Origin of the sequence: Spirosoma sp. KNUC1025 (assembly GCF_045160025.1) — a bacterium.
GTDB lineage: Bacteria > Bacteroidota > Bacteroidia > Cytophagales > Spirosomataceae > Spirosoma.
Genome location: NZ_CP087139.1, coordinates 4044513 through 4059933, shown reverse-complemented (window position 1 = coordinate 4059933; position 15421 = coordinate 4044513). Strand labels below are relative to the sequence as shown.

Genomic DNA, 15421 nt, shown 5'->3' with positions numbered 1-15421 from the left:
ATTAACTTTATGATCGAACTTGACCAATTGACGGGACACTTAACCAGTATCAAAACAAGTGACTGGAACAAGCTATTCGCGTTGATACCTGAAATTGAAGCAACCGAAACGTTTGGTGAAATCAAGGGCGGGGATAAACTCCCTGACGGCTCAATTGCCATGCCTTACTGGAACTCAGCCAAAATAGTAGACAAGTTTTTATACACGGTAGCTGATTTAGATATGGTACCCATCTACAACTGGGCTTCCTGGCAAGAAGGAAATCGTTTGCTTGACGACAACCGTACTAATTATAACAACCTGACTATTGAAACGCTCTGCAAACTCCTAACGATCATTATCCGGGCGGACAGATTTAGTGATGGCTATTTAGTTAGCATGTTTACGAATGGAAAAATGCTGAAAATCATTCAGGCAATAAAGATTAACAGAGAACAGCACTTTCTAGTGCAGAAACAGCGTTAGTCGGGTCGTGGACAGGGGGTGTGTCCCGCCGGATGCTTCGTAGCCCAACAAACTGAGTGTGTAAAGGTTGGCACTATCTTGTGTTCAGGCACATGGCACCTTTGGTCATCAGCAGTGATGAGTGTTGGAAAGATTATCGAAAATTCACTATCAAAATGGACGGAAGCTAGTTGTTTGATTAAACAAACTTTCTTAGTCAGATGACAATTGAGCTGTATGCCGCCCCCACAACGGATTCCTCCGAGGCTGTGGATTCTCCTATTTCGAGTACCTCTGGCGAGTTACCCGATCAGGAACCTGCCCTTGATCTGGGTGATCTGCTTGGTAGTTTCGACTCTCGGGAAGAGGCTGTGAACTTTGTGCAAAACCAGGTGGCCGTAGACAATGAGGAGGTAGCCGATACACACATCACCCTGTTTAACGCTTATACCCACGTCGAGCTGCTTACGGTTACGATTCAGAGCCAGGACCAGTCTACCCTGCAGAAAAACTATTACCTGGTCTCCGACGAAGGCTATTAAACGTACTAGCTATCCGTACTTTGCTGGCAAAGAGTACAGGCTAAGGTTACAGACGTTTAACTTTTATCCCGACTTTTGATTCGACCCGGATCAGCACCTGTACACCGTCGGGCCGGATGATGATCCGCTTCGGAATCAATTGAAATGAGTCGAGATCAAGATCCGTTTTCTGTCCCACTTTTGCCTTGGCGAAAGCGGTTTCTATGCGGGAGGGAATGGACGAAATGGGCTGTCGAAGCGGCACCACCATCATCGATTGAAGCGTATCGCGCAGGTGGTCGTGAAGCAGCCAGTCGGCCGTAGCCAATAGCTTCTCTTTCGTGTCCACATCAAAATCGACATTTTTGATACGTAACGTATTGGTGAGAGTATCGTAGCTTGGGTTGCCGTGCAGATAAAGCGTACCGTTTACCGTTCCGCTTATGTCGGTTTTCAGAATCAGTTGTCGCCCGTTTCCCGATACGGTTGCGGTTTTGATTTTCAATCGCCCGCCCACTAAATCAATCTTCTCTTTTTCGAGAGATCGCTCCAGCACCTGATTGATGTCATTGTAGGGAATAAATGCCAGTACGGCCAGTCGGGCGGAGTCGGGCACGGTTTTACGACGTAAGAGTTTAGGCAGTCGCTCCAGCGAATCAACGACGGGTTGGGGACCGATACGGGTATCGACCCGAAACGCAATCTGGATGGGTACCGTAATCTGCTTTTCATTCCCATACACAGGGGCTGCAGCAATACTGAATGGTTTTGGCAATAGCCAGATATTTTCGGGCGATTTCGCTACCCGCAGGGGTTTCTGCATATCTCGCCAGATTTTGCTGATCTGCTTATCAAGCCGGAGTCCTTTATACACAGCTCGGTCTATGGCCTGTTCGATATCGGCCTTTCGTTTGTCGAGAATGGTTTCGGCGATGTTCTTCACCCCCACTTTTATCCCCAGAATACGTAACGTAGGCTTTTGGGTCCATTTGTAATCTTCAAACTTGACCTTTGTGACCAGCCGCCAGTTGGGCGCTACCGCTACGGGACTGGTAAAATTGACGGCAAGTGCACACAACGGGCGGCTTTTGCGGTTTTTGCTTTTTCGTAAGCCAACCGGATTCGTGTACCAGACTTGCAGAGGGGCTGAGAAATAGACGCGCCGGTTGGTGTAATGAATCTGAACGGGTCCGGTACGTTCTACACGTAGTCGCCAGGCTTCACCTTTTCTACCTTCGAAGGCTTCTTCGGTGACGAGCGTCGTCGAAAGTCCTTTGTTGATTTTTTTCTCCAGATCGCGGATATTGAACGTAATATCTCCCGCCATATAGGAAACCGGATCGGTAATGGCAGGCTCATATTCTTCCTGTACAGGCGCGTCGGGCCGAACTCGCTTGCAACCGTCAAACCCGATGAGGATAGCGAGTAAAACTAAAAATCCGATGGTCCGTTGCCTAATCATTGTACAACAAAACCGTTCGGATTCAAAAATGTTATCCAGCGAATCGTATATTCATTTTTCGGTTACCACAGCCCGTACTGTCGTGTCGGCCGCACAACCACAACCCTTACCGCAACCGGCCTGTTTTTTCGCAAAAAAGCTTCGATACGCCCGGCGCCCCAGGTACCCCAATGCGGCCAGAAAAACCAGAACAATAATAACTTCCTGCATGGCGAGAGATTGAGTAATGGGTAATTATGAAGCTGTTCAGGATTACTCATTATCTACTAATCATTATACATTTTTTCAGACCCAACCGTTCCGTTCGGCAAGGCGGTAGGCATGTTGAAAATGGTGTTCGCAGTGCCAGGCATACAAGCCTACCATGTCTGTGAGTTGAAACGACCGCTGCATACCCGGATGAAAATACGTTCGCTGGAGTTCAGTTTCCGAAAGCGATTCCAGTACGGTCACCCAACGCAGATGCAGGTTGCTCAGGATAACCAGCGATGGCGCTACGTCGAGCTGATAATCTGCCAGTTTCGCCCATTCCGCTTCTTCATAAGGGGTAATACGTGGATTCTGTTCGGTGAGAGCAAGCTTGGTCCGGACATAGGCGTTGGTGTGACTATCGACCACATGATGAGCCAGTTGCCGAATTGTCCAGCCTTCCGGCCGATAGGGCGTATCGAGTCGGTCATCACCCCATTTTCCGATCAGCTCCGTAAATTTTTTCGGGAACCCCTGAATGGTTTGAATATGTTGCCGGGAGTCCGCAAACGTAAAAGACTGGCCATACTCGAAATCGCCGATCGGATACCGTAGTGAATAGAGATCGTCCATAGTTTTTGTGTACGTTCAGGCCAGAAGCCTGGATACGTATTTGTGCTGACTCAAATATGTCTGTTTATTCGTCAAACAGACTCGTCCGATTTACAGAACAACACTAGTCCGGTTAGCGCCAGTATTCCTGGATCACCCGAATCAGTTCAGGATGAATCCCGCAAGCGGCAACCACATCGCCCCGGAACAGAAATTCGTCGCCCCCATCGAAGTCGGTAACGAGCCCCCCGCTTCGCGAACGAGCAGTATACCCGCTGCCATATCCCACGAATTGAGGTTATACTCGTAGAACGCTTCGAACCGACCGCACGCTACGTAGGCCAGGTCGATTGCCGCTGAACCCATCCGGCGCAAGCCGTGGGTTTGCTGCATCAGCGTTTCAAGAATTTGCAGGTACCGCTGCATCTGCTCGAATCGGGAGTACGGGAAGCCGGTGGCTATCAAACTCTCCCCCAGTTGCGTAGCCGGAGACACCGACAGGCGGTTTCCGTTGCAGTAAGCTCCTCCACCCTGCCAGGCCGAAAAGCACTCGTTGCGACTGGGATCGTACACAACGCCAGCAATGGGGGTTTTGCCCTGGGCCAGTCCGATGCTCACCGAAAAAACCGGTAGGTCATGGATAAAATTGGCCGTGCCATCGAGCGGGTCAATGACCCAGTTCAGCGCGGTTTTATCGGCTTCCAGCCCGGTGGTCCCCTCTTCCGTAATGAAACCGGCTTCGGGGAGCAATTTATTCAGTCGCTCGACAAGCCGCTTTTCCGTTTCTTTATCGACGTAGGAAACCAGGTTATTCAGACCTTTGTATTCGATGGCTTCCCGTTGAAACTGGCGTCGCTCCTGAAGTAGAAACGCGCCGGCATCGATGGCTATGGTGCTTATTTCGCGGGTTAATTCGGCTAAATCGTGGAACATTTGCGGAGAAAATTTATAACACTTCAGATACGCATCGACCCCTGCCAAATCAACTGGTGATCGTGTGATTTACACAGGACAACTACCAGACTCAGCAGGGGTCGATTCATTTGAAGGACTGAGTAATTCATTATTTCATGATCTCACCCAACGCATTATCGTACAGATTTTTGGCGTCGAATACGGTCATTATGGGCGTTTCATCAATGATAAACTCACTGGTCGTTACGGTCCCCAACAATAGAAAAGGCAGGATGCTGTCGTCCAGATAGCCTTCTACGTGCTGACGCTGTTCGGGCGAAATCGAAATAACAACCCGGCTCTGACTTTCGCCAAACAGAAAGGCGTCGGTGCGATGCCGGGTATCGGGGTGAATCTGGAAGCCGGTATTCCCGGCCATCGCTGATTCCGCCAGCGTAACAAACAAACCGCCATCCGAGACGTCGTGCGCCGACTGCAGCCAGCCGTGACGAATCATGGTTTTGATGCCTTCCTGCACCCGCCATTCCGTCTCGAAATCGAAGCTTGGCGCGGGCGATGCCTTAATGCCTTTGTAGGAATACAGATATTCCGATGAAGCTATATCATCTTCCGATGGACCAACCAGATAAATCAGGTCACCCTCGTTTCGGAAGTTGAGCGTTGTCTGATGGTCGGGGCGCTCCATCAAACCGAGCATCCCAATCGTTGGCGTCGGAAATACCGGACCGTCGTCGGAGCTTTGGTTATAAAAGCTTACGTTGCCCCCCGTTACGGGCGTACTGAACCGACGGCAGGCTTCGCCCATACCCTGTACGGCTTCTACAAACTGCCAGTACACTTCCGGTACGTACGGATTACCGAAATTGAGGTTGTTGGTCACGGCAAGCGGTTCGCCACCCGAACAAACAATGTTGCGGCATGCTTCAGCAACGGCGATCATAGCGCCCTGACGCGGATTCGCGTTGACGTACCGGCTGTTGCAGTCGACCGTAATCACAATGGATTTATCGGTAGCTGGTAGTCCGGGACCTTTCACCCGCACCACGGCCGCATCAGAAATGGCGTTGGTGCTGCGGTTGGCGGTTCCTACCATCGAGTCGTATTGCTCATACACCCACTTCCGTGAGCAGATGTTTGGGTGCGACAACAGATGTTCGGCTACTTTTTTGATTTCGTCGGTATCAATATCGTCTACGTCGTCAATGTCGAACTTGGCGTATTCCTGGATATACGCCGGCTCTTTGTATTCCCGGTGATACTGAGGAGCGCCACCGCCAAGCACGAGGTCATAGGCGGGTACGTCGGCAACACGTTCTCCGTACCGGTAGAAATGCAGCCTTCCCCCTCCATCAGGAGACGGCGGTGTCACTTCACCAATCTGGGCGCAGTTCAAATCCCATTTATCGAAAATAGCCTGAATGACATCTTCTTTCCCTTTTTCAATTACTACCAGCATCCGCTCCTGCGATTCCGACAGCAGAATTTCAAAGGGAGCCATGTTTGCCTGACGCGTCGGTACTTTATCGAGGTCGATAACCATGCCGTGTTCGCCTTTGGCACTCATCTCCGACGTCGAGCAGATAATACCAGCCGCGCCCATATCCTGAATACCGATCACGTAACCCGTTGCAATGATTTCGAGCGTGGCTTCAAGCAGCAGTTTTTCCATGAATGGATCACCGACCTGCACGGCGGGCAGCTTGTCGGTCGAAGCCGCTGAAATATCTTCCGAAGCAAACGTAGCGCCGTGGATACCATCTTTTCCGGTTGCTGACCCAACGATAAACACCGGATTACCGACGCCGTATGACGTTGCTTTCGCTGATTTGCCCACTTCGACAATTCCGGCCGAGAAGGCATTCACCAGCGGGTTCGTGTTGTAGCACTCATCGAAATACAGTTCTCCGCCAACGGTTGGTATGCCGAATGCATTGCCATAATCGCCAATCCCTTTTACGACGCCCCGCAACAGCCGCTTTGTTTTCGCCAGACTCAGATCGCCGAAACGTAGTGAGTTCAGCTGGGCAATTGGCCGCGCGCCCATGGTGAATATATCCCGGTTGATACCGCCGACACCCGTAGCGGCCCCCTGGTAAGGCTCCAGCGCCGAAGGGTGGTTGTGCGACTCGATCTTGAATGAGCAGGCCAGCCCGTCCCCAATGTCGACCAGACCCGCGTTTTCTTCCCCGGCTTTGGCCAACATACGGTCGGAGTCGCGGGGCAGGGTTTTGAGCCAGACAATGGAATTTTTGTAGGAACAGTGCTCCGACCACATCACCGAGAAGATACTCAGTTCCGTAAAATTCGGTTTCCGCCCCAGAATCTGGGCAATCTTGTCAAATTCGTCAGGGAGCAGGCCCAGTTTGCGGGCAGTTTCAACAGTAGGAAGAGATTCGGTAGCGTCCATCTTTAAATGATTGAATGATTGAATGATAGAGTTGTGAATGCCTATTCAATCATTCAACAAGTCAATCAGTCAATCATTAGAATATTGGCAAAATTACAGGTTTTGGGCCAAATAGCCCGGATGTGAGTTGACAAATCTCAAAAGGCTCGTATATTTGCACCCAGAAAGAGAGATGGCAGAGTGGTCGATTGCGTCGGTCTTGAAAACCGAAGACTGTAACAGGTCCGGGGTTCGAATCCCTCTCTCTGCAACAAAAAAGCTAAAGCACTCAAAATCAATATTTTGAGTGCTTTTTTTATACGTATGTTTTTCGAAATTATAATTTTGCCTCTTTTTTATAAAAAATTATCTATGGTTAATTAGCTAATAATCAAACAAATAGAATGCAACCTTGATAATATATTGTAACCCATTTAACTAGTAGAAATCAGTTATAAATTGCTTAGCATATATATAATGTGCTTAAGTAAAGGTACATATTCATCTAATGATTATTGTAAGTTGATTATGTTTTATTCAGTTTTCATTAAAATCAGAATATTATTAAGTGTAATTCACACATTAACTTTCTAAGTAAAAAAGTTTTACCAAACATCATTAAAATTGACAAAATCATTTAATATAAGTATGAATAGAAGTTTATTGGATAATCTTACCTATGCAACGTTATTAAGTCTTGATTACGGGAAATCATCTGGATCAGGTTTTTTTTTAAAGTTTAATGGCGAAGATTTTTTAATAACTGCAAAGCATGTTTTATTTAATGATAGTACTCTTAGGTGTAAAACTCTAACAGTTTCTTCACAAAACCCTCGTAGTGTAAACGAAGATTCAAAAATGTTTGAACTTGATATGACTCAAGTTCCTGTTCTTTACTCTAAAACAAATGATGTTGCCGCCATTTCTTTTGGAGTGATAGAAAATTCTAATTTGAATAGTAATATTAATTTGATTCAAGCGGGAACCTTAGAAACAATTTCGATTGACCAAAACTCAACAAGAAGAATAGAAGAAATTGGAATAGCAAATGAAGTATTTCTTATTGGGTTCCCTACCTCTCTTATTTTTCAAAATTCTAAGCATTTTGATCCAGGAAAGCCGCTTTTAAGAAAAGGTATTATTGGAGGTATCAATTTAGAAGATAATACCTTTATAATTGATTGCTCAACATATTATGGAAATAGTGGTGCCCCTGTGCTAGAATTATGTGAAGATAATCAATTAAGAGTCATTGGAATTGCATCAAGGTATATTCCTTTCGTAATCGAGTGGAGAAATAATAGGGAAACGTCTGTAACTCATCCTGAATATTTGAATTCAGGTTACTCAGTATGTGTCCCAATGAACTCTATATTTGAATTAATAAGTCAATAACCTTTTTACAAATGTTACTACCTGCACATAGAAATCCCAGATATAATAGTTCTATCAACCCCAGGTTAAATAGTTCTATCAATCCTAAGTTTAATAGTTCTATCAATCCTAAGTTTAATAGTTCTATTAATCCTAAGTTTAATAGTTCTATCAATCCCAGGTTTAATAGTTCTATCAATCCCAGGTTTAATAGTTCTATCAATCCCAGATATAATAGTTCTATTAATCCCAGATATAATAGTTCTATCAATCCTAAGTTGAACAGCTCTATAAATCCCAATTTAAATACTGGCTTTCATGGTAAATTCATCTTTGACCTAGAATTAGACATAAATGCATTTATCGTGTTAGTTAACGATGAAGTATTACAAATATTTAATTTTGATTTAGATAACATTATGTTTGGAGTTAAACATATTGAAGATGGATATGCAATTTTTAATTTAGAAAATGAATACGTCGGGCACTTTGAGGGAAACTCTATAAATGGCTTCAATCAATTTGATCTCGATAATAATTGGATAAATTTCATTAACTAAACATTGAGTTTTCATTGTTATTCATAAAAAGTTAAAATTCAATTACTTTAGTAAATGACAAATAATTTTGAAAAGGTAAAAAAAAGTAAGTTTTATCAATTATAATAAAATCTATTTACTTGAAAAAATTACTTTCCAGTGTTTAAATATCTTTAATCTCTACATTATCGGGTTATTTCAATGTAGTGTTTCCAATGCAGACAAAGAGTACAAATTAAAGAAGCAAAAGAGCATTTTATTACATAGAAGAAGGTTATATGACAAGCATAGGGCGATTTCAATTTTTAACATTAAAATAATTTAAATAGTTACTAAATATTAATTAATAATTATTTAAACGATTAAGACTAATTAAAAGAGGTAATACATGTTTCAAGTCATCAGTAGAGAAACAAACCTAGCGATCTGCTTCCAATCGGCCAACTAATACAGATAAGTAAATTAATAACAAATATTAGAAGAACAAACCATTTAACAAATGACAATTTTTTAATTAATATAATTCGTAAACCTTATAAAAATGTATCTACTTTCCCAATAAAACTTTATCATCAAGAAGATTCAATTTTTTATCACACCAAAACCTTTTGAAATAAACATGTTAACACTAGAGAGGCATTTAGACAATATCAGCAACAATAATGATTTTGAATTATTAAAATCAATTTGGGTATTAAACAAAAAATATATAAGGAACGCTCAAAATGCTATAATATTCAATTTTCCACATTATAGTTTACATGAGAGTAGTCACTCTAATACTATAATAAGAAATATTGAATCTCTTCTTGGTGATGAAAGAATAGCACAATTAACTCCTACTGATACATGGCTAATTCTGATGGCCGCCCATACACATGACTTAGGGATGGTCATATTTAACAATGCATTAGAAACAAAGTGGAAAGAAGATGAATTTCAAAAATATTTAACAAGTATTAGCAAACAATCCAATGATAAGGATTTAAGGGAAGCAGCACAGTTACTTTTCAAATTAAACAGCCAAGAAATTCAAGATTTTGAATTGGACTTAACTGTTGCCCTTAAAATACGAAAAGCAGTTATTTTAGTAACTGCTGATTTTTTTCGCGTAAATCACCATATTAGAAGCAAAGAAATTATTTTAGGTAACGATGCTGAATTCAATAATTATTTACATGGTTTTAGCTTAACAGGAATACCAAATCGATTTATTGTTGTATTAGCTGAAATAGCGTATGGGCATGGTATTGGATTTTACAATGTGTTCGACCGCTTAGAATATATTGCTGACGGGTTTGGAGGAGACAAAATGCATCCAAGATTTATAGCATATCTTCTCCGACTAGGCGATTTGCTTGATGTCGATGATAAAAGGTTTAGTATATTTAATGAAAGGGTTTTTGCAGACTCTCTTCCACATACTTCACAACTCCACAAAGAAAAACATGCATCCGTTAAACATTTATTAATCTCTCCTGCCTCAATTGAAGTTACTGTTGATTGCATGAGCGATGAGGTTTATAGAGTTGCAAGAGGTTGGTTTGATTGGCTACAAGAAGAAGTTAAAGATCAAAGTAGAGAATGGTCTAACATTGCACCTAAATATTTAACTGGTCTACCGCCATCTATTTCACGAGGAGCTATTAAAATATTGTATAAAAGCTCTTCTCCCAAGATTGACCTAATGAACCTTCGCTTTGAAATTTCAAATAAAAAAGTATTTGAAATGTTTGAAGGGTCTGCTATTTACGATTACGCGGGGTTTGTATTTATTAGGGAAATTGTACAAAATGCGATTGATGCATCAAAAATTCAAATTTGGAAGTTAGTCAATAACGGTTATTACGATAACTTAATACGCAGGGAATTAAAGTTGCCACAAGGTTCAACTCATGATGAAATTATAAAAAGTATTGATTTTTATTTTGATTTACCTTTAGAAATATGGAGCAACTTCATTATTGACTTAAAACTTGATTGGAATGAAGTAGATCTGATAATTAGTATACAGGATAACGGTACAGGTATATCTGAGGATGATTTAATAAGAATGACTAAGAAAGTAGGCGAGAGTAGAAACTATGATGAAAAATTCCAGAAGCTTAAGGAGCATATGCCTTTTTGGTTAAAGCCAACTGGGGCTTTTGGGATTGGGCTACAATCACTTTTTATGGTTTCGGATACTTTTACTATTCAAACCAAAAGTGAGTACGAAGAGCCTAAAGAAATACAGTTTTATTCTGCAAAAAATGGTGAATACTGTAGGATAACGCCGAACAATATAAATATGCGGCGAGGTACTAAGCTTATTATTTCAATTAATAAAGATAAGTTCGATGATATTTTTGAGAGCAAGTTTTCTATTGAAATTATCAATAGTTATGATTGGTTTGATGATGATTACAAAAATGTTCATATCCACAAACTAATTTCATATATACTAGACGAATTTAAAAATATAGAATTACTTAATGTATTTATTAATAATAAACAAATCATGAAATCAATATTTCTAGTAGACAACTATTTAGAATTACAAAATGGAGTTATCCATAAACGCGAAAAAGAAATTATTGCTTATTTATATAGAAAAACTATAGATAATCAAACAAATATTTACAGAGTATTTGAAAACCTTGGTGTTGGCTCTGATTTTACTTTATTTTTTTTTAACACTTTAGTAGAAAACAATCAAAACCGTAGACATAGCACAGGTTCGGCTAGTAAGCAATTTGTCCGTGATATACCTGTAAGAGAAAACTTTCCGGCATATTATAAAACATCATACCTTCATATTCAATGGAACTTTGAAAGTCCAGAATCTGACAAACTATTAAATATCTCTAGAAGCAAATTCATTTATAAGACTAAAAGAAAGTTTGATGTTATTTTCTTGGACAATATATTACCAAAAGCATTACATATAGTTGTAAACTTATTTGAAGAGAATATAGAACCCGGTGAGGAATCTGTTGCCATTGAATTTTTTCACATACATTTAACTTCCTTAATGGTTAAATTAAAGGTAAGTAAAGCAGATTTATTTTACCAAAACTATACACTTCCAAAATCCTTTGCAACTAAGCCAGATTTATCAGATTTAGAATTCATTAATTTTTTTAGAGCAAATAAAATATTGACTATTTCTGTACAAAATCATGCAATAGCAGATTCTAATACAGAATCTATCTATGATATATATAAAGAGCTTTATCAGTCACATGAATATGCTATTGACTTGGTGCTATGGGACTTTGATTATTTCGTTCCATATTTAACTGTTTTAATGTTCAAGAAAACAAACTATTTTAAATATATTTCCAATGAGCGATCCGTTTCTATTAGTATATATGAGCTAAAGGAAGACTACACTCCATTACATACTAATGAATCTGCTTATAATCAGATTTTAAAGAATATAAACAAATTACCTAAGGACATTGAGCGCAGAGATTACCTACCTCCTATCGAAAAATATTGGAAACAGTTAGCTGTTAACGTGCCATTTGACGAATTCTATTTCCGCGAACAGTTCTATGATAATTATATAATTTCACCATTTAAAAACTCGAATCAGATAAATGATTTAATCTTAAAAATAAAAGCTGTAAAGCAATCGGAGGAAAACTTAGAAATAAAAGACCATATTAGAAGCCAATATTTGTTACGTCTTTTGCCTGACAGCTTAATAAATTTTATTTTATCTAATTCTTCATATTATAATGTAACTAGAACTCGTGAATCTATTTTAGAAGCTTATCTTTCATTAATTATTGATATTATTTCAGTTGATAATTTTTCTATTAATGCGTGAACTAATCCTCTATGTCACTGTATATATGTTGCCACGTCTTTTAAGAGGTCACATTTTAAACTAAATTCTTTACAAAATTATTCACGGATTAATAGCATTCAGTTGTGTTATAATAGGTCTCATTTTTAACAGCAAAGTATCATGTTAATATTTTCTAAGATCATTCTTAGATTTTATTGCTTACCTATGACGGCTTCATTTACCTAACCGTCACAGCTAATGAATCTATATCATTTTTCTTTTTCTTCTTGATGCCTTTGCACACCCATAACAGCAGAAGGCTGCATCCATTCGTCTACTTTCATACTGACCGTTACAATGCAAGCACAGCTTTTGATAGCGTAATCCATTGTAATCGCGTTCTGCCCGTTGGTACTCGAAATTTCGTACTGGTTTAGGTTTGTCTTGTGTTTCCATGTTGAATATATTAATTGATTGTTTTGACTCGATAAGCACTCTTTAAGCATATAGTTAAGCCTCCTATAAGCCTGCGACTTTTGGCAAAAAGCCTCCAAAAAGCCAGCCGAAAGCCTCCAAAAAGCCTACACGGTACTATTCCGAATCATCTCGTTAAAGTCTTTATACTCTCGGTATACCGTTGATCGGTCTGTCACAGGTAGCTCTAACTTGATAAGCTTGTTTAGCGTAGAATGTCCGGCAGCATCATTGTCTAAGTAGCAATTGATGGACTTGGCCGATTTGAGCATTGATAGGGCTTGTGTCAGGTTCGATGTTGAATTCAAGACAACTGTTGTACAAGTGGGCTTTAATCGCTTGTAGTATGTCAGAGCAGATAAGAAGTCAAAGAAGCCTTCAAACAAATTAATCTCAGAACTACCAGCAATCGTAATCGTTCGGATTGCACTTTGCCCTAACCAGCCCTTAAAACGTTTTGCCCTTAGCGCGTAACTACCCTTATCAGATCTTAACCCTACAGCCTGATATTCATATCTGCCATTCTGATAGCGTATAGCCTGTAAGTATTGGTTAGCTATTACCATTGGTATTGCCCGACTGATAATGTAATTCGTTAGCATAGGGCCAAACATACCCTTGTCATCAACTAAGATCAGCTTTGATGATTTGGGGGTCATAGGGGGCAAATTAGGAGCGTTACGGCCACCGAAAGTAAAGGATTTGGAACATGCAGGGTCGAACGATGATAGACGCTCCAAAGCCGTGTTAAAAGCTAACTTTTCTAAAAGCGTTATCAGTCGGATTACATCACCCTTTTCACCACTGCTAAAGCAGTTAAATACATTCTTTGCAGGGTGTACATAGAAAGACGGTGAATTTTCATTGGTCAAAGGTGAATGGTACAACAATTGGCCGTTTGCCTCTTTTACTGGCTGGATACCTAAGCTGTCCAAGTAGCTTGCTATTGGTGTTTGCTTGAGAGAAGAAATCTGTTCTTTAGAAAAATACATGGTGTTCTCTTTTTGGGAGTTTAACATCTTTAAATGCAATTGCTGATGGAGGTGTGATGAGCAGTTATTTCTTTTTCTTTTAGCGGAATAATACAATTTGCTTTATACCGCTAAAAAGAAAAGTGAAAGGGCAAAAAATCTAAACTTTTCAAAAACATCCTACCAATGCTACCAGGCATTGTTAACCCGTCATTATTAGCAGATTATACGCCTATTGATCTTACCGTTCAACTTACCGTTATAAGTTTTCTTAGGAGTGCGGTAAGCTAGCGGTAGGATAATAAACTTTAACCTTACCGCACTTAACTAACTGTTATTAAGCTCTTTATTAATTTTCGGTAAGATTGGTAAGAAAAAAGTGAAAAGTCTTAAATTTTGCCTACAATGACGCAGGTTCCATTGCTATATGATCCTCCAAATAATAGCCATAAACAGCATTGCGTGAAGTGCCTCCCTTAACTTTGTCAAACTTTAGTGCGTTACAAGCACGACCAATGTTGATAGAATTAAGCCTCACTCTGCTACCTGTCTTTTCTATCAGTTCGAACATAATATCAGTAGCCGTAAGAAAACGGCCTTTCTCCGGTGTCGAGCGATCAAAGTATTTTAAGATCAATGCCATTTCATCACTTTGATAGCTGTATTGCTGATTGTTGCGCTCTGAGTATTTAATCTCATCTTCACTTAAGATATAGCGGTATCCACTCTTTAACAGAGTTACTGCTTGTGACCAAACTTTATCAATATCAACGTTGGCTGCATAGCCACCCGGCCCCCCTTTGTCGTGATTGATGGATTTGATCTCAAAGACTAACCAGCGTACATTCCCTGTTTCATCCGTTAAAATTTCCTGCTTATTGGTTGATCCAACAAAGGATGCTCTACGACGCATAACTGCATCTTTCTTGTCGTAGGGTATGCGCAGTTTTACCTGACTGGTAGTCATAAAATCTTTAACTGTGTTCATATCTGCTTTACCTAATTGGGCCAACTCATCAAGATTGATGAATAGGTTTTCAGCTAATGCCCGTTTAGCATCTTTGCTATTTCCATTGAAATCAATCCCATCCTTGATGTAGTGCTGAAGTGAGGGAGGACACAGAAAGCGTAGAAACGATGTCTTACCATCGTTTTGCTTTCCGTATAGGGTAAAGCAATGTTTATTGAAAGCAATGTGACCGATTGCCTGAGCCACTACTCTAACTAACATCATTTTGAATTGATGTTGAAAAAACGCGTTATCGCTAGTTTCTACATATTTGGCCAACTGCTGAATGTAATCCGGCTCTGTTTCTTCCCATTTTGGCAATGTGTCAAAGTAATAAGCAATGGGGTCATAACGTGGTATGTTCGACGATGAGATAAACGGGTTTAAGGTGTCTTTTAGCCCCTTAAACCCATATTCCAAAAGCTCACAAACTAGATCGTCAATGATTAATTCTTTCCACTGATTCAGACCTTTTAATGAGTACTCATAGTCACAGGCTACGTTATTTAATCGTATATCGTATTTCTCTGTAACGTATTTACGAATGGCTACAAACTTATTAAAGCTCCCTTTCTGATCATCAGACTTACTGTCTTTTACAGCCTGATTATCAGTATATTTGTTGCCATTTATTTTCGTTTCTGGTAAAATATTTGTATTTTTATTCATAAGGCAATTGGGCAAAACACTTGCCATTTAGAGTAAGTTAGGCTCTGATGCTGGTAACATCAGAGCCTATTTCGTTTA

At 40.4% G+C, this 15421-nt stretch carries 10 protein-coding genes, 1 tRNA gene and 1 pseudogene; 5 read left to right on the top strand and 7 right to left on the bottom strand.

What is annotated here, in order from left to right:
* The first annotated feature begins 9 nt into the window (after positions 1-9).
* Positions 10-465, top strand: coding sequence for a DUF6508 domain-containing protein (locus tag LN737_RS17680; RefSeq protein WP_405511124.1), 456 nt, complete (start codon positions 10-12; stop codon positions 463-465).
* A gap of 200 nt (positions 466-665) precedes the next feature.
* On the top strand, positions 666-986 hold the full coding sequence (locus LN737_RS17675; RefSeq protein ID WP_405511123.1) for a hypothetical protein: 321 nt from the start codon (positions 666-668) through the stop codon (positions 984-986).
* Between the two features lie 46 nt (positions 987-1032).
* Here the strand turns inward: LN737_RS17675 and LN737_RS17670 are convergent, their stop codons facing one another.
* The 5 genes and pseudogenes from LN737_RS17670 to purL all read right to left on the bottom strand — a co-directional run bounded on the left by LN737_RS17670 (position 1033) and on the right by purL (position 6550).
* Positions 1033-2427, bottom strand: a complete 1395-nt coding sequence (locus LN737_RS17670) for a DUF4403 family protein (RefSeq protein WP_405511122.1) — start codon at positions 2425-2427, stop codon at positions 1033-1035.
* Positions 2428-2478: 51 nt separating this feature from the next.
* Positions 2479-2637 (bottom strand): FeoB-associated Cys-rich membrane protein, encoded by a 159-nt coding sequence (locus tag LN737_RS17665; protein WP_405511121.1) that lies wholly within the window; start codon positions 2635-2637, stop codon positions 2479-2481.
* Between the two features lie 75 nt (positions 2638-2712).
* Complete coding sequence (locus tag LN737_RS17660; protein WP_405511120.1) at positions 2713-3249, bottom strand: YfiT family bacillithiol transferase; 537 nt, start codon at positions 3247-3249, stop codon at positions 2713-2715.
* 112 nt (positions 3250-3361) lie between these two features.
* Positions 3362-4161 (bottom strand): annotated as a pseudogene (locus tag LN737_RS17655) (inositol monophosphatase family protein).
* A 130-nt stretch (positions 4162-4291) separates the two neighbouring features.
* Positions 4292-6550 (bottom strand): phosphoribosylformylglycinamidine synthase subunit PurL, encoded by a 2259-nt coding sequence (gene purL / locus LN737_RS17650; RefSeq protein WP_405511119.1) that lies wholly within the window; start codon positions 6548-6550, stop codon positions 4292-4294.
* A gap of 168 nt (positions 6551-6718) precedes the next feature.
* On the opposite strand from purL, the gene LN737_RS17645 reads away from it, so the two are divergent.
* The 3 genes from LN737_RS17645 to LN737_RS17635 all read left to right on the top strand — a co-directional run bounded on the left by LN737_RS17645 (position 6719) and on the right by LN737_RS17635 (position 12259).
* Positions 6719-6800, top strand: a tRNA-Ser gene (locus LN737_RS17645).
* A 377-nt stretch (positions 6801-7177) separates the two neighbouring features.
* Positions 7178-7924, top strand: a complete 747-nt coding sequence (locus LN737_RS17640; protein WP_405511118.1) for a serine protease — start codon at positions 7178-7180, stop codon at positions 7922-7924.
* 1137 nt (positions 7925-9061) lie between these two features.
* Positions 9062-12259: an ATP-binding protein gene (locus LN737_RS17635; RefSeq protein ID WP_405511117.1), complete on the top strand. Its 3198-nt coding sequence runs from the start codon at positions 9062-9064 to the stop codon at positions 12257-12259.
* Between the two features lie 542 nt (positions 12260-12801).
* On the opposite strand, the gene LN737_RS17630 is transcribed toward LN737_RS17635, so the two are convergent.
* Positions 12802-13713 carry a toprim domain-containing protein gene (locus LN737_RS17630; RefSeq protein ID WP_405511116.1) on the bottom strand — a complete coding sequence of 304 codons (912 nt, stop codon included), beginning with the start codon at positions 13711-13713 and terminating at the stop codon, positions 12802-12804.
* A gap of 352 nt (positions 13714-14065) precedes the next feature.
* Positions 14066-15343, bottom strand: coding sequence for a VapE domain-containing protein (locus tag LN737_RS17625; RefSeq protein ID WP_405511115.1), 1278 nt, complete (start codon positions 15341-15343; stop codon positions 14066-14068).
* Positions 15344-15421 lie beyond the last annotated feature (78 nt).

Excerpts from the sequence above, each read along its gene's own strand:
- LN737_RS17680 (WP_405511124.1), top strand. The coding sequence starts at position 10 with ATGATCGAACTTGACCAATTGACGGGACACTTAACCAGTATCAAAACA.
- LN737_RS17675 (WP_405511123.1), top strand. The coding sequence starts at position 666 with ATGACAATTGAGCTGTATGCCGCCCCCACAACGGATTCCTCCGAGGCT.
- LN737_RS17670 (WP_405511122.1), bottom strand. The coding sequence starts at position 2,427 with ATGATTAGGCAACGGACCATCGGATTTTTAGTTTTACTCGCTATCCTC.
- LN737_RS17665 (WP_405511121.1), bottom strand. The coding sequence starts at position 2,637 with ATGCAGGAAGTTATTATTGTTCTGGTTTTTCTGGCCGCATTGGGGTAC.
- LN737_RS17660 (WP_405511120.1), bottom strand. The coding sequence starts at position 3,249 with ATGGACGATCTCTATTCACTACGGTATCCGATCGGCGATTTCGAGTAT.
- purL (WP_405511119.1), bottom strand. The coding sequence starts at position 6,550 with ATGGACGCTACCGAATCTCTTCCTACTGTTGAAACTGCCCGCAAACTG.
- LN737_RS17640 (WP_405511118.1), top strand. The coding sequence starts at position 7,178 with ATGAATAGAAGTTTATTGGATAATCTTACCTATGCAACGTTATTAAGT.
- LN737_RS17635 (WP_405511117.1), top strand. The coding sequence starts at position 9,062 with ATGTTAACACTAGAGAGGCATTTAGACAATATCAGCAACAATAATGAT.
- LN737_RS17630 (WP_405511116.1), bottom strand. The coding sequence starts at position 13,713 with ATGTTAAACTCCCAAAAAGAGAACACCATGTATTTTTCTAAAGAACAG.
- LN737_RS17625 (WP_405511115.1), bottom strand. The coding sequence starts at position 15,343 with ATGAATAAAAATACAAATATTTTACCAGAAACGAAAATAAATGGCAAC.